The sequence below is a fragment of the Sulfurimonas hydrogeniphila genome, from assembly GCF_009068765.1.
Lineage (GTDB): Bacteria > Campylobacterota > Campylobacteria > Campylobacterales > Sulfurimonadaceae > Sulfurimonas > Sulfurimonas hydrogeniphila.
The window spans coordinates 1,445,665-1,460,547 of record NZ_CP035534.1; the positions used below are offsets into that span (position 1 = coordinate 1,445,665).

Genomic DNA, 14,883 nt, shown 5'->3' on the forward strand with positions numbered 1-14,883 from the left:
AGAAATACTATACTCCTTTGTTTTTTGCAATTATAAATGCTTCACATTCATCTACAGGTAACGGCTTGGAGAAAAAATACCCTTGAATGTCATAACATCCCTCTTGTACTAAAAAGTCCAGTTGTTCTTTAGTTTCAACACCTTCAGCTATTATTTGCAAGCCTAAATTTTTTGCCAAAGATATAATTGTTTTGACAATTGCAACATCATCTTTGTTTTTTGGAACATCTGTAATAAAACTACGGTCTATCTTGATTTTGTTTACCGGCAGTTTTTTCAGATAGGACAATGATGAATATCCTGTGCCAAAATCATCTATAGAAACGGAAATACCCAAGTTTTGTATTTTATTTAAAATATCTATAGATTTTTGAGGATCTTTCATAATCTGACCTTCAAGAATTTCAAGTTCCAAAAGAGCTGTATCAAACTGCAAACGCTCAACAGTATAAGCAAGCTCTTCAATATAATTACCGCTTTCTATCTTTTTAGTAGACACATTTACAGAAACCTTTCCAAATTCAAGACCCTTTTGCTGCCATTTCAGTATCTGTTTTATTGAGTGCGTCAGCATGTATTTGTCAATTTCGAGAATTAAGCCTGTTTCTTCACAAAACGGGATAAAATCATTTGGATTAATCAAACCTTTTTGCGGGTGTATCCAACGAATCAATGCTTCTAATCCTACAATTTTTCCGTTTCTTGCATCTATTTTCGGTTGAAAATAACTTACAAATTCTCTGTTTTTCAAGGCTTTGCGTATATCTGCATCGAGTTGAATTTTCTGCAGTGCCATCTCTGTCATTTTTTTCTCATAAAACTGATAGGTGTTCTTACCGCTGTCTTTTGCTTTATACATGGCAGTTTCGGCATTGCGTAAAAGCTGGCTCGCTTTTTTGGCATCTTGAGGATACAGGGCTACACCAATACTGAATGTAGTATATATTTCTATATTTTTTATATTAAACGGTTTTTTCATCTGAATCAAAATAGATTCAATCAGATTTATTGTACTGAAATGTGTTGTATTTCTGTGCAATATGGCAAACTCATCTCCACCAAGCCGTGCCAGAGTATCATCATTCTTTATACACTTTTGCAGCCTTTTGGTAATTTCTAACAGCAATTCATCGCCTACTTCATGTCCGTAGGTGTCATTGACATCTTTAAAGCTGTCTAAGTCTAAGAAAAATATACTCAACTGTTCGCCGGTTGCTTTGTAGTGTTTTATAGCCTCTTCAATTCTGTCTAAAAGTAACACTTTGTTTGGCAGTTGTGTCAAATGGTCATGATGCGCAATAAATCGCAAAACATTTGACTGCAGTTCCAGCTCTTTGGTTTTTTCCTCTACACTTTGTTCGAGTATCTCATTTTGTTCTTCTATAAAGCGTTTGTAATTTACATTATAAGCATAATACAAGAGCACAATGATCAATAAAAAAATGAGCAGTGTTACTTCCAAAATACTGTTTTTAGCCTGTTCAATATCTGAAAGATCAATCAGTCTCAAATCTTTTGCAATGATAAAATAGCCCATGGATTTTGCATTCAAATCCGGCAACCGCAAGGTTGTAATCAAAAGAGAATGCTCTTTGTCTACTCTATATTCAGGAATATCAAGGTATTTTGTAATTGACGAACTTTTGACTATTTCAAGCAGCCTGTTGCTCTTAAAGGGATTGACTATATAATAATTTTCAACAAAAGTATTTGAATAGGCTTCACTCAACTGCTTTTTATAACTTTTGTCAACAACTATCAGCAGATCATTGCCACTGCGTTTCATTTTTTCACTTATGGAGTCAAATTTTGCGATGCTCTCAACAATACCTATGAACTTGCCTCTTTCATAGATCGGCACCATTGCTTTAAAAGTCATATCAAATTTTCCGGTACTGACGGTGGAGATAACTTTAGGATCATGAATAGCCTGCTTTACATCCTGTCGCACAAAAGAGAGATCATCTCCTCTTTTGTCACTCCAGCTTCTGTAAATGCTTCTCCCGTCGGGTGCGATAAACTGTATCCAGATATTTTTTAAAGAGGAGTAGCGTTGCAGAGTTGTAATTAAATTATCAAGATAAAGACTGCTGTGATTTTTCTGTTCTAACGCATTTTTTATATTCTGATTTGCAGAAAGTGCCAAAGTCACCAGCAAAATCGCCTCAGATTTTTCTTTAATCAGACTCTGCAGTTCATTTTTCATATCTTTACTGACTTCAAAATACTTTTCATTTTTTAAAGTCTCTACTTTATTGGTCACATAAAGATAGCTTCCTGTCAAAAAAACTGTAATTAACAATACAGCTATGACAATGATTCTTAAAAACTGCGTCATAAAAAATTATTTACTCAAACCTAATTCTGCAAATAAAACTTCAAAATATTCACTGATATTCAAAAGCTCTTCCATAAGTGTTCCAAATGCTTTATCCTCTTCTATCCACTCTTCAATTCTTTTGACACTGTCACTTTTTTGGCTCTCATCCAGCTTGTCACTGTTGACAACTGCATCTTTGATTTTTTCTAAATGTTCTTTGTGTTTATGTGCGCTCATTTCTTTTTCCTTTGTAATTAATAATTTTCATATTTTCCGGCTTTTACATCTTCTCTAAGCTGTTGAATCTTTTTTTCCATAATATTTAAAATAATATCTGCCGCCTCTGTATCATCCGCTTCGGGAACATCCCAGTCTGTTATTTTCATATTCATTTTAAACAGTAATTCCAATTCTTTTTCTATTTCAGCCTTTCTTTCCGCCAATTCCTGTATAACTGCATCTGACATTTTCAATCCTTACTTTTTCTTTTAGTATACATCAAATTTTATTTAATATCTATATACTTTGGAATGAAACTTTTGATTTTTTTGTAAATCCTTTCAAAATCTGTTGAGTAGACTCTTGTATGAGCAACAGCAGTGATAAAGTTCGTATCTCGCTCCCATCTTGGAACAAGATGCATATGAATATGCTCGGCTATTCCTGCACCCGCAGCCTTGCCCAAATTCATACCGATATTTACGCCGTTTGCACCTAATCCTTCTTTGAGCAGTTTGACACTCTGCTGTGCGAGTTTGGACATGTTCAGCCAAACTTCACTCGGCAGCTCTTCAAGTTTGTCCGTATGCATATGGGGGATAATCATAAAATGCCCCGGAGTATAAGGATATTTGTTCATCACCATAAAACAGTGTTCATTTCTGTAGAGTACATGTAAAGACGCATCCTCTTGCGGGTGTGTACTGATATGGCAAAAAACACACCCTTTTATTTTTTCCTGTGTAACATATTCATCCCTCCAGGGAGCATATAAAATATCTTCCATTCATTCTCCTTCAAAAATTATAAATCGCTATGGCAACAGTAATAAAACCAGCCTAAAGCCCGCACTGAAGTACGGGTTCCGAAAAAAAAATACAGACTCACCCGGAATCGGTACTTCAGTACCGACTATTGCTACTTTCTTGCCACTCTCAGCCCGCACTGAAGTACGGGTTCCAAAAAAAAACACAGACTCACCCGGAATCGGTACTTTAGTGCCGACTGATGGCGACAGCATTACAAAAATGCAAAAACCAGATCAGGAAAAGCCACGACAAGCCCCAGACCTAACAACTGCAAAGCGATAAAAGGGATAATACCTTTGTAGATATCCATCGTTGTAACACTGTTGCCGGCGGCCCCTTTTAAAAAGAAAAGCGAAAGTCCAAACGGCGGTGTTAAAAATGATGCCTGCAGATTCATGGCTATTAACACGCCAAACCAGATGGGATCTATTCCAAAAGCAGCCATAACAGGGACTAAAATAGGTACAATAATGAAACTTATTTCTATAAAATCTATAAAAAATCCGAGTATAAAAATACTCAGCATTGCCACAGCTATAAATACCCAGACATTTCCTATGTCTTGCGAGAAAAATTCCAAAATCAAATCAGTTCCACCGAGTTCGTTAAAAACAAGACTAAAAGTTGTCGCACCGATTAAAATCATAAAAATCATACCGCTGAGCTTCATCGTCTCAAACAGAGCATATTTTATCATCGCAAACTTAAGTGTTTTATTGTATGCCGATAAAATGACGCCACCGAGTACGCCAAAAGCCGCTGATTCTGTCGGAGAGGCGATACCGGTAAAGATACTACCCAAAACCGCCAGCATTAACAAAAGCGGCGGGATTATAGCAGAGAGTACGGCAAACATACTGATTTTTTCTTCACTCATCAGTGCCGGAGCATCTTCTTTGTTCATGAAAGCACGAATGAGAATATAGGCTATATAGAGTGAAACAAGTGTCAGTCCCGGCAAAACCGCACCTTTGAACAAATCACCGACACTGACACTCATCACATCACCCAGCACTATAAGAATGATCGAAGGCGGTATAATCTGTCCAAGCGTTCCGCTTGCGGCAATAGTTCCCGATGCCAGGCTTTTATTGTACCCGGCTCCAAGCATCAACGGCAAAGCAATGACACTCATCATTACCACAGAAGCCGAAACTATTCCCGTAGAAGCTGCCAAAAGTGCGCCGACCAGAACAACACTTACACCCAAACCGCCGCGAACACTTTTAAAAAGCGCACTCATCGAAATCAGCAGCTTTTCCGCCATACCTGACTTTTCGAGAATCAGTCCCATCATAATAAAAAGCGGCACTGCCATAAGCGTAGTATTGCTCATAATGCCGTAAATTCTAAAAGGCAGTATATTAAAAACATCAAATCCCAAAGAAGGAATGAAAAAGGCAAAAAACATTGCCACACCGCCAAAGGCAAAGGCAACAGGGATTCCCCAAAGTAAAAGTGCAAGCGCCACACCAAACATTACAAATGCCATTAGAGTGATTTCCATTTTTCAATGTCGCTTACAAGCTCTTTGAGTGCCTGCAACACCAAAAGAACAAAAGCAAACGGCATCAAAGATTTGACAATCCAACGGTATTGCAAACCGCCCGGATCTGAAGAGGCTTCATGCTGCACAAAGCTCATCTCCACAAATCCTATTCCTATATAAATAATCAAAATTGAAAGAGGGAGTACAAAAAAGAGAGCCGAGACAATATTAATGAGGGCCTGTGTCTTTGGCGAAAATTTTTCATAAAAAATATCAACACGGACATGGGTATTATGACGCAGAGCAAAGGCAATACTGAGTAAAATAACCACATCAAAAAAATGCCACTCCAACTCCTGCAGTGCCGTAGAACCGTGAGAAAAAAGATAGCGGCTTGTTGCATCAAATACAACCAAAACAACCAGTAATGCCAGAATCACTGCAGTCAAATAAGATATATACTTCATAAATTTATCGACAGCATTTAACATACAAAAATCCTATATAAAATTCGGTGCATCATTGGCAAAGAGTATGATATCGCCTGATTTTGTCTGACTGGCCAAAATGTCAACCATTGATGCTTTGTCTTTGAGTATTATTTTGTTCTTTACATGTAAATGCCTGTCAAAAAGATCTGCATTTAAGGAGCCGGTAACAATCACTATGTCAAAGACTTTGTTGATTGCTTCAATCAGCTGCAGATTCAATTCATCCGTACTTTCAACAAGTCCCGGTGTAACGATGACTTTTCTGCCCTCATGCAGTGAACACAAACGTATACCCTCAAGCATACCGTCAATATTTCCGTTATATCCGTCATCAAGAATGATTTTTCCACCGGCTTTTATGAGTTGGAGTCTATGCTCAACCGGTTCGAGGTTTTTGACAGCCTCAACTATCTCTTCATCACTCATTCCAAAACTTTTTGCTATTCTTACCGCTACGGCAATATTCATCGTCTGAAAAGCACCCAGAATATCTGTATGCAGTTGTAAAGTTCTCCCATCTGATTCAAGTTCAAAATCAGTACCTTCGAGCGTTGCCTGTACGTTTTTTATCTCATCACCGAAAAAAGTTACCTTTTCATGCGGTTCATCTGTCACAGAGGTATGAATAAATGCCTGCTCCAACCTTGGTGATTTAATAATTTCGAGTTTTGTAGCGATAATATTTTTCAAAGATTTAAAATACTCTATATGTGCCTCACCCACACGCCCGACCACAACTCTCTGCGGTTCCAGAAAAGTCGTAATTTCATAAATATCTCCGCGCTCTCTTGCGCCTGCTTCACATACATATATCTGTGTATCTTCAGGGAGATTATTGTTTATATCCGCAACAATTCCGCCTAAAGTGTTTACACTTCTCGGTGTTGCATAGACATTAAATTTATACGAGAGAATTTTGGCTGTAAAGTTTTTAATGCTTGTCTTGCCGTAACTGCCGGTAATGCAGACAATTTCCAAATCTTTCATAGATTGCAGTTTTTTCTTCGCCTCTTTCATGTAGACTTTGAAAAGAAACTTCTCTATTATATAACTGCCGATATAGGCAAGTGCCAAAGGCATAAAAACACCGTATGTTGCACAGCCCTCTTTAAGCGTACACAGTACATCCTGAAACAATGTCAGCGAAACCAAAAGAATCAAAAATCTTTTGACACGCCATGTAAAAACCAGCTTTTTATCAAGCTTTTTATACCAGATAATAATACTCGGGACAAAAGCAAATATAAAAAATATAATGAAAAACTTCCCTGTTGTGTAATAGGCGATAAAAGGAATAATAAAATACAAAATATGCCAATGCGGTTTATGATGTCTGAAAATCACTCTCTCAATTTTATAATCATACCACTGCAGGTTTGTAATAAGGTACCAGCCTAAAAGTGTGACAAAAAGAACATTGGTTACAAAGGCCAGCAGTGTTTCATACTCTTGCATTGCATACTCCCTTTTAGTGTTGCATTGTTTCTAAAAACGCAGTTTGAATTTTTAAAGAAATATCCTCTGCATTTTTCATAAAAAAATAATGATCGCCATTATATACTTCCAAAGCAGAATCATTGATAAGCTCTTGGATTTTTCTTCCCGAATCAAGTGGGGTGGCACTGTCCTCTTTACCCCAAAAAAGCAATGCTTTTTCTTCAAATCTTGAAAATTCATCACTAAAATCTTCATTGACCACATTTTTAAAAGTCTGATACATGTATTCGCTGAGTTGCTTGGCATCATCTGCCACAAAGAGCGAACGGAATTTGGATAAACCAAAAACTTTCAATGCCTTAAAAAGTGCTATTTTTGCCTGTACTTTCAAAGGCTTTGGTATATAAATACCGGCACTTGCAACCAAAACAAGCAGTTTCGGCTCCAGCAACAAAGCAACTTTTCCGCCAAAAGAGTGCCCCATTACAATATCTTTTGAAGCATTCATATGAATCATCAGCAATTCTACAATTCTTGCTACATCAGCAGTTGTTAAAGCATCATTACATGTAGAATTACCAAAACCCGGCAAATCTATATAGATGTGGCGAAAAGTGTCCATATAGGGAGAAAATGTCTGTTTCATCAGATTTTTATTGCTTCCCCAGCCATGCAGGACTATCAAATCAACCTTTGCTTGAGGATTCACTATTTCATAACTAATGTCAAAAGTATGCTGATTATACTGTATTGACTTTACCGCCATCTATTTGCCTTTGGCCTGAGAAATAGAGTGAATATAATCATAAGTCACTTTTGGACGTTTTGAATGGGGTAAAGAGGAGGCAAGTTCTTCAAGAGAGGCTGCAAAATCTTCAAAAAGATAATTTGCCATAGAACCCGGAATAGGGTTGATTTCATTGAGCAGTACTTCATCATTGAAAACAAAAAAGTCACAGCGTATCAAAGCACCTTCAAACAAACCACGATAGACTTTTTCAAAATTTGTTTTCAGACGCAGTGCCAACTCTTCACTGACATCCGCCTGAAGCACCTGTTCACTTCTTGAAAAATCCATATACTTTTTCTCAAAATCTAAAAATTCTTCTTTTTTCGGTTCTTCGACAATGGAGTAATGCATCATGCCGTTTGCGTAATATCCTGCCAGATTATACTCTTTGACACCCTCTAAAAACGGCTCTACAATGAGTGTGTCATCAAATTCAAAAGCAACATCGAGTGCATAATCAAGTTCACTTTCATCTTTGACTACACTTACCCCGATTGAGCTGCCAAGAGAAGCAGGTTTGACTATAAAAGGATACGGTATCGTTATATTGCAATGTTCATTTTTATGAATAACTTCATATTTTACATACTTGACACCTGTGGCTTCACACAAATATTTTGTATAACGCTTGTCATAAGAGAATGTACAGGCATCCACACGCGGACCAATGTATTTTACAGAGTAAAAATCAAACAGTGCGGCTATTGTCCCGTCTTCTCCATCCGCCCCGTGAATTAAATTTAACACGATACTGTTGTATTGACTCTTTGAAAACATGCTTTTTTGTACAAAAGAGCCCTGTGCGAGTGTAAGCAGAGGCATCTTTTTATAGGCACCTTTTGAAAAAGTGACTGCTTTCATTTTTGCAGGTTCTATGAGATAAAAAGTATGATCACTGTCACAAAATACAAATGTCAAATCAAAACCTGCTAATTTCTCTTTTAATGTTATGGCACTGACAATGCTTATTTCATGCTCGAAACTTGCACCGCCAAATAAAATTGTTAATTTCAATAGATATTTCCTTTTAAATTGTTTGGAGTTGTTTAAGGGCACCTTTTACAAGTGAAGCGGTATCGTCTCCCTCACATGCGCTCAATGCCTTTGCTATTTTATCTTTTTTAAAGCCTAAAGCTTCCAGTGCTTCACTGGCTTCGTTAAATGCCTGTGAGGCCTGCGGTGTTGCATTGTCACCGAGTATTTCAGCATCAAAACCGTTAAGTTCCACTAAAATTCGCCCGGCACTTTTAGGCCCTATTCCGGGTACTTTTTTGACACCGTTCACGTCTTTGTTATTTATAATTGCAGCAAACTGGGAAGGTGTATAGGTAGAACAGATTGCCATAGCAACCTTGGGACCGACGCCGTTGATTTTGATCAAACGGGAAAACATTTTTTTCTCTGCCATATCCATAAAACCAAAAAGCAGCTGTGCATCTTCGCGAATGATGTGTGTTGCAAACAAAGAAACATTTTCTTTTGGCAAAGCAGAAAATGTGTGTAAAGAGATAAAAACCTCATATACAATTCCCTGTACGTTTACATGTACATATTTTGGTTCTTTATATTCAATTTTTCCGTGTAAGCCTACTATCATATTTATTTCATTTCCTCTTCATTCATAGGACGTATGGCATATTCGCCTTCGTCCAGTTCAACGAGTCCAAAAACCTGTTCACGGGAACCTTCCATAGGTTTATAAACCAGTTCCATAGGAGGGTCGACCAGTTTAAATCTAATTTCGTTGTACCCTATCCACCTGTCTCTGTTTATAATCCTTGCATCAAAAATATTTTCTTGAAAAGAAGAAGTTTTTGTTGTTAAAAGGTTTAACGCATCCTGTGTCACTGAAACTTCGGTCTTTAAATTCTTTACATTTTCCTGCATGACCTGAAACTGTTTGTATTTTTTTACAAAAGAAGCAGGCATTTTCACTCCGTTTTTTTTGTAATGCAAAAGTCTTTTTTTAATTTCTATAAAAGCCGGTGTTGCTTCTTTGAGCAAATGCATCTGTTTTTTTAATTCTTCTCGTAACTCTTTGAGCTGCAGCTCCAGTTTTTCTATTTTTTGCTGATTCTCGTCCAGGCTTTCTTTGGCTTCTTTTTGCAACAAAGGATCAATCGTAAAAATGTTTTCACTGCCCTGAAGTTTTTGTATTTCAATGCGTTTTGTTGCAATTGCTTTGACATGAGAAGTACAAATTTCTATATCTATTTCCCGGCCTCGAATTATACCACCTAAAGCTTGTGCAACCTTTACCTGCTCACCGTCAATTTCACCATGTTCGAGTCTCGTAACCCGGATATTTTTCCCATAGGCTTTCCCCTTATGGACATTTATTTCCAAGTTGTCTGCTTTGATAACAGCAGTTTTATGCGTTTGTCCGTTTACAGTAGCCTCTTTTGCTATAACTTTTGCATTGGAGCCGACATTTCCTTCAATTTTTATTTTACTTACCTCAACAGTCATACCTGTTCCAACAGCATCTTTGACGGCATCTGTCTCTTTTACAGACATCTCCACATCAGAGTCCACACCGCTTTTGATAGATCCTGTCGTTTTGAAACTGACTTCTCTTACATCAACGTCATTTTTTATCACATAAGTATCGTTTTCAAAAGCAATATAACCATTTTCATTGGCAATATATTTTATTGATTTTTCATCTTCAACGACTCGTATCGTACTGTCAACTTTAAAAGTCGGTTCATGTTTGACGACAGGCTCGGCAGGTTTTATATATTCGCCACGACAGTTACGCCCGGGTTTTCCGGGTTTTGGTTTGATATACTCTATAAGCACTTCATCTTTTTTGACACTTTGTATAAACCCTCTTAACGCATAATCAATTCTCTCATTTTCATCAAACTCTTTATTTTTTTCAAAATAGAGTATCAAAGCATCATTTGTTGTAGGTGTCGGCTCAATCCCTTCTGCTATCAAATGTGTTTCATTTTGCAAAAATTCAAGGTGCTGCGCCACTCTGACTCGTGCAGAGATTTTTGAGACCACATCAGGAAGCATCTCATCAAAAATATGCACAAGAATTCCTGCCCGTATTTTTTTCTTATTTATAAGATCCAAAAAACTGTCTTCGAATCTCGGAGAATACTCAACACTTGATCCCGCTGCAATACTCAGATACACTTTACACTTTGTAGCATTGGCCCCAACTGCTGTTTTGAAATTTTTACAGAGTTCATCTTCATCCAGCCTTTTGGAAAAAATTTCCACCTCATATGTCTGTTTAATCTGAAAATCAGGGTTTAAAAAGCTCTCTTCATTGTTGAGTTCACGCAGGGCTTCGGGTGTGACTTCTTCCCATTCACTCTCTTCTTTGTCTTTTTTTATTCTCGTATAAGTCTGAATATCAAGTATGTTAAAATCCAGCAATTCCGGCTTTATATCGTATGATTTTGCAATGTTAAAAATCTCTTTTGCAACATTTTGCGTTCGTACGACAGTCGGACGAACTTTTCTTACTGTTTTAGTCTTTTTATCAGAACCAAATAATGCCATAATGAAATTACCATACTTTTTTTAATTTTTTTTATGAAAGATTTTAACCAAAGATTTGTTAAAATTATGTAAAACTTATATTATATCGACAAAGAAGCCTATGTTTAAAGCAATTTTCACCAACAGTTTTGGAATTCTCATCTCCCGTGTATTGGGATTTTTCAGAGACCTTTTAACCGCATCCGCACTTGGTGCAAACATATACAGCGATATATTTTTCATCGCCTTTAAACTCCCCAATCTTTTTCGCAGAATTTTTGCAGAAGGTGCTTTCAGTCAGGTTTTTATACCTGCGTTTACACGAAGCAGACACAAGGCGCTCTTTAGCATCAATATACTCCTTGTTTTCACTTCTGTCATACTTATACTCACCCTTCTTGTCAATCTCATACCGCAGCTTTTTACAAAAGCAATCGCCACAGGTTTTGATGCGGACACCATTGCCCTCGCCGCTCCCTATGTTGCCATCAATTTTTGGTACCTTCCGCTTATATTTTTTGTTACATTTTTGAGTGCTATGCTGCAGTACAAACACCATTTTGCAACCTCGGCATTTGCAACTGCCCTGCTCAATCTTTCACTCATTGCTGCTTTGTACCTCTCTCAGGACAAAAGCCAAAGTGAAATTGTTTACTATTTAAGTTACGGGGTCATTATTGGCGGAGTGTTGCAACTCGGCGTCCATCTGCTGGCCATATACAAACTCGGACTGGCAAAACTGCTTCTTGGCGGCGTGAAGTATTTTGGAGTCAAATCTAAAAATATAAATGAGGATACCAAAAAATTTCGCACAAATTTCTTTCCGGCGGTCTGGGGAAACTCTACCGCACAGGTTTCTGCTTTTTTGGACACTTTTTTAGCCTCGTTTTTAGTCACCGGTTCTATCTCCTATCTTTACTATGCCAACCGCATTTTTCAACTGCCTTTGGCACTTTTTGCCATTGCCGTATCTGTTGCGCTGTTTCCAAGAATCGCACGCTATTTAAAAAACAATGATGAAGCAAAAGCGCTTGCAAACCTGCAAAAGGCTTTCTGGTTTTTGGCATTTCTGCTTACATGCAGTACTCTTGGAGGCATCATCCTTTCTCATGAAATCATCTGGCTTTTGTTTCAAAGAGGTGCCTTTGACGCCCAGGATACCCAAAACACAAGTGCCGTACTGCAAATGTATATGCTCGGACTTTTACCTTTTGGCATACAAAAACTTTTTGTTCTCTGGCTCTATGCAAAAGAGATGCAGGCAAAAGCCGCAAAAATAGCGACTGTTTCTCTTGTCGCCTACATTACTTTTGCCTTGGCTTTTATTGGCCCTTTTGGCGTGGCAGGTTTGGCACTGGCAAGTACCATCGGCGGCTATGTGAGTCTCTTTTTTACCCTCAAAGTTTTTGGGATAAAAAACTTTTTTGCTATACTTCGTTCAAAAAATCTCATCTATCTGGCTGTAAGTTCTGTTGTACTTATCGCATTACTACTCTATTTAAAGGAAATTCTCCGTGCATATATTTGATTCTGTACAAAAAACAAAACGAAAATTCATTCCGCTCAAAGAAGGAAAAGTCACACTCTATGTCTGTGGTCCTACCGTTTATGATGATGCCCACCTCGGACATGCAAAATCAGCGCTTGTGTTTGACTTGCTTACGCGTGTTTTGGAGGCAAACGGATATGAAGTCATCTATGCACGCAACATTACCGACATAGATGACAAAATCATCAAAAAAGCGATAGAGCAGAAAAAAGAGATACAGGAGATTACAGACTTTTATACAGAGGCATACCACAAAGAGATGGAAGCTATCGGTGTAAAAAAACCGACCCTGGAGCCAAAAGCAACACAAAACCTTGAAGCGATGGTTGATTTGATACAAAAGCTCATAGACAAAGGACATGCCTACACAACACCTGATGGCGATGTCTATTTTGATACGGCAAGCGACAGTGAGTATCTGACGCTTTCACACCGCAGCCAAAACGAAGAAGACAAGCAGGAGCGGGTCGCGAGTTCTAGCTACAAAAAAAATCATGCCGATTTTGCCCTGTGGAAAAGTGTCAAGGACAACAGTGTTACCTTTTCTTCTCCTTTTGGTGCAGGTCGTCCGGGCTGGCATCTGGAGTGTTCTGCCATGATAGAAAAGCATTTGGCCTACAAAGATACGCCTTTTGCCATAGACATCCACGGAGGCGGAGCTGACCTGCTTTTTCCCCACCATGAAAATGAAGCGGCACAGACACGGTGTGCCACAAAACATGAACTTGCCAACTACTGGATGCATAACGGATTTGTCAATATTGAAGGCGAAAAGATGAGCAAATCACTGGGCAACAGCTTTTTTCTCAAAGATGCCCTCAAAGAGTATGACGGCGAGGTATTGCGGTTTTACCTCTTAAGTACACATTACCGCAGTAATTTTAATTTTAACACGCAGGATCTGGAAGCTTCCAAAAAGCGTCTTGACAAACTCTACAGACTGAAAAAACGTCTTTTTGGTTTGTCTGCGTGTAATGATGAAACACCCTTTAAAAAAGAGCTTTTAAAATCTCTTAATGATGATATGAATGTCTCAACGGCTCTGGCCCTTATTGATGAGATGATAAGCAAAGCCAACGAAACACTCGACACTGCAGGAAAACACAAACTGCTCAAGCGTGAGACTCTGGCAAATTTGGCATACATAGAAGAAATTTTGGGCTTTGGTGTACAAAATCCTTTTGAGTATTTTCAGTTTGGCATAGATGACAATACAAAAGAGAAAATTAATACCCTCATAGAACAAAGAGACAGCGCAAAAAAAGAGAAAGATTTCGCGCTCTCGGACAAGATTCGAGATGAAATTCTTAGCCTTGGTGTTCATCTAATGGATACCCCGCAGGGAACTTTTTGGGAAAAAGTATAAATGACACTCAAAGAACTCCAACAGCATCTTGAGAAAAACGCCCTTGCATGTAATGAAGAGTTTAAACGCCTGTTTCATGGTCGTGGCGGACTTTACGAGGAGTGGAGGCATCTTACAGTAGACTCCATTGACACTATTTTGAGTATTGCTTTGTATTTTGAAAAAAAGAATGAGACAGAACTTTTAGAGATGCTCAAAGCCTTTACATGTAACACGCGATATACAACACTTGTAATACAAAGACGATATCTTAAAGATGCACCGAGTGAAGTGATTACAGGAGAAATTCCGCAGGATTTACATGTAACAGAAAACGGCATGCAACTCAAAATCAACCTTCTCTCCAACAAAAACAGCGGTTATTTTCCCGATATGAAGAACGGGCGTGCCTTTGTACGCGAAAATGCCAAAGGCAAACACATTTTAAATCTCTTTTCCTATACCTGTGCATTTAGTGTTGCGGCAAAGCTCGGAGGTGCAAAGAGTATTGTCAATGTCGATATGAGCAAAGGTGCCCTAAAAACAGGAATGGCAAACCATGCTTTAAACAATCTCGACCCAAAAGGTGTGAGCTTTCTCTCATACAACATACTCAAATCATTCTCTTCACTCAAAAGAAAAGGTCCTTACGATATGATTGTCATCGATCCGCCGAGCTTTCAAAGAGGCAGTTTTGAAGCGACAAAAGATTATGAAAAACTCATAAAAAAACTGCCGCAGCTTGCAAGCCAGAACTGCATACTTTTGGCATGTCTGAATTCTCCTGAGTTGGAAAGTAACTTCATTATAGAGATGATAGAAAAATTCGCACCGAGTTTTACATTTGAAAAACGACTGGAAAACCTGCCCGAATTTGCAAGTAATGACGAAGAAAAAAGTTTGAAAAATCTTGTTTTTACAAGAGTTGCTGTATAA

Annotated in this window: 14 protein-coding genes; 3 read left to right on the top strand and 11 right to left on the bottom strand. The window is 38.1% G+C overall.

Annotated elements, in window-relative coordinates; genetic code table 11:
* Positions 1 to 7: 7 nt before the first annotated feature.
* The 11 genes from ETP70_RS07670 to ETP70_RS07720 form a co-directional block, all read right to left on the bottom strand.
* Positions 8 to 2,338, bottom strand: a complete 2,331-nt coding sequence (locus ETP70_RS07670; RefSeq protein WP_151900638.1) for a bifunctional diguanylate cyclase/phosphodiesterase — start codon at positions 2,336 to 2,338, stop codon at positions 8 to 10.
* 6 nt (positions 2,339 to 2,344) lie between these two features.
* The gene (locus ETP70_RS07675) at positions 2,345 to 2,557 is read right to left on the bottom strand and encodes a hypothetical protein (protein ID WP_151900639.1); all 213 of its coding nucleotides are present in this window, start codon (positions 2,555 to 2,557) and stop codon (positions 2,345 to 2,347) included.
* Positions 2,558 to 2,574: 17 nt separating this feature from the next.
* The gene (locus tag ETP70_RS07680) at positions 2,575 to 2,787 is read right to left on the bottom strand and encodes a hypothetical protein (RefSeq protein ID WP_151900640.1); all 213 of its coding nucleotides are present in this window, start codon (positions 2,785 to 2,787) and stop codon (positions 2,575 to 2,577) included.
* A 38-nt stretch (positions 2,788 to 2,825) separates the two neighbouring features.
* Complete coding sequence (locus ETP70_RS07685) at positions 2,826 to 3,326, bottom strand: HIT family protein (protein WP_151900641.1); 501 nt, start codon at positions 3,324 to 3,326, stop codon at positions 2,826 to 2,828.
* 233 nt (positions 3,327 to 3,559) lie between these two features.
* The gene (locus ETP70_RS07690) at positions 3,560 to 4,840 is read right to left on the bottom strand and encodes a TRAP transporter large permease (RefSeq protein WP_230973241.1); all 1,281 of its coding nucleotides are present in this window, start codon (positions 4,838 to 4,840) and stop codon (positions 3,560 to 3,562) included.
* The gene (locus tag ETP70_RS07695) at positions 4,840 to 5,328 is read right to left on the bottom strand and encodes a TRAP transporter small permease subunit (RefSeq protein ID WP_151900643.1); all 489 of its coding nucleotides are present in this window, start codon (positions 5,326 to 5,328) and stop codon (positions 4,840 to 4,842) included. Before ETP70_RS07695 ends, ETP70_RS07690 begins: the two co-directional genes overlap by 1 nt.
* A 9-nt stretch (positions 5,329 to 5,337) precedes the next feature.
* Positions 5,338 to 6,783, bottom strand: a complete 1,446-nt coding sequence (locus ETP70_RS07700) for a Mur ligase family protein (RefSeq protein ID WP_151900644.1) — start codon at positions 6,781 to 6,783, stop codon at positions 5,338 to 5,340.
* A gap of 13 nt (positions 6,784 to 6,796) precedes the next feature.
* Positions 6,797 to 7,531 carry an EstV family lipase gene (locus ETP70_RS07705; RefSeq protein ID WP_151900645.1) on the bottom strand — a complete coding sequence of 245 codons (735 nt, stop codon included), beginning with the start codon at positions 7,529 to 7,531 and terminating at the stop codon, positions 6,797 to 6,799.
* The gene (locus ETP70_RS07710; protein WP_151900646.1) at positions 7,532 to 8,569 is read right to left on the bottom strand and encodes a D-alanine--D-alanine ligase; all 1,038 of its coding nucleotides are present in this window, start codon (positions 8,567 to 8,569) and stop codon (positions 7,532 to 7,534) included.
* 13 nt (positions 8,570 to 8,582) lie between these two features.
* Positions 8,583 to 9,152, bottom strand: a complete 570-nt coding sequence (ruvA, locus tag ETP70_RS07715) for a Holliday junction branch migration protein RuvA (protein WP_151900647.1) — start codon at positions 9,150 to 9,152, stop codon at positions 8,583 to 8,585.
* Between the two features lie 2 nt (positions 9,153 to 9,154).
* The gene (locus ETP70_RS07720) at positions 9,155 to 11,074 is read right to left on the bottom strand and encodes a flagellar assembly protein A (RefSeq protein ID WP_151900648.1); all 1,920 of its coding nucleotides are present in this window, start codon (positions 11,072 to 11,074) and stop codon (positions 9,155 to 9,157) included.
* Positions 11,075 to 11,174: 100 nt separating this feature from the next.
* Here ETP70_RS07720 and murJ point away from each other — a divergent pair, with 100 nt between their 5' ends.
* From murJ to ETP70_RS07735, 3 genes are read left to right on the top strand one after another with little or no spacing between them, the layout of a single operon-like run.
* A complete protein-coding gene (gene murJ, locus ETP70_RS07725) occupies positions 11,175 to 12,581 on the top strand; it encodes a murein biosynthesis integral membrane protein MurJ (RefSeq protein ID WP_151900649.1) in 1,407 nt (468 codons plus the stop codon).
* Positions 12,568 to 13,968, top strand: coding sequence for a cysteine--tRNA ligase (cysS, locus tag ETP70_RS07730; protein ID WP_151900650.1), 1,401 nt, complete (start codon positions 12,568 to 12,570; stop codon positions 13,966 to 13,968). Before murJ ends, cysS begins: the two co-directional genes overlap by 14 nt.
* Positions 13,969 to 14,883 carry a class I SAM-dependent methyltransferase gene (locus tag ETP70_RS07735; RefSeq protein ID WP_151900651.1) on the top strand — a complete coding sequence of 305 codons (915 nt, stop codon included), beginning with the start codon at positions 13,969 to 13,971 and terminating at the stop codon, positions 14,881 to 14,883.

Coding starts and splice junctions, on each gene's coding strand:
- ETP70_RS07670 (WP_151900638.1), bottom strand. CDS start 2,338: ATGACGCAGTTTTTAAGAATCATTGTCATAGCTGTATTGTTAATTACA.
- ETP70_RS07675 (WP_151900639.1), bottom strand. CDS start 2,557: ATGAGCGCACATAAACACAAAGAACATTTAGAAAAAATCAAAGATGCA.
- ETP70_RS07680 (WP_151900640.1), bottom strand. CDS start 2,787: ATGTCAGATGCAGTTATACAGGAATTGGCGGAAAGAAAGGCTGAAATA.
- ETP70_RS07685 (WP_151900641.1), bottom strand. CDS start 3,326: ATGGAAGATATTTTATATGCTCCCTGGAGGGATGAATATGTTACACAG.
- ETP70_RS07690 (WP_230973241.1), bottom strand. CDS start 4,840: ATGGCATTTGTAATGTTTGGTGTGGCGCTTGCACTTTTACTTTGGGGA.
- ETP70_RS07695 (WP_151900643.1), bottom strand. CDS start 5,328: ATGTTAAATGCTGTCGATAAATTTATGAAGTATATATCTTATTTGACT.
- ETP70_RS07700 (WP_151900644.1), bottom strand. CDS start 6,783: ATGCAAGAGTATGAAACACTGCTGGCCTTTGTAACCAATGTTCTTTTT.
- ETP70_RS07705 (WP_151900645.1), bottom strand. CDS start 7,531: ATGGCGGTAAAGTCAATACAGTATAATCAGCATACTTTTGACATTAGT.
- ruvA (WP_151900647.1), bottom strand. CDS start 9,152: ATGATAGTAGGCTTACACGGAAAAATTGAATATAAAGAACCAAAATAT.
- ETP70_RS07720 (WP_151900648.1), bottom strand. CDS start 11,074: ATGGCATTATTTGGTTCTGATAAAAAGACTAAAACAGTAAGAAAAGTT.
- murJ (WP_151900649.1), top strand. CDS start 11,175: ATGTTTAAAGCAATTTTCACCAACAGTTTTGGAATTCTCATCTCCCGT.
- ETP70_RS07735 (WP_151900651.1), top strand. CDS start 13,969: ATGACACTCAAAGAACTCCAACAGCATCTTGAGAAAAACGCCCTTGCA.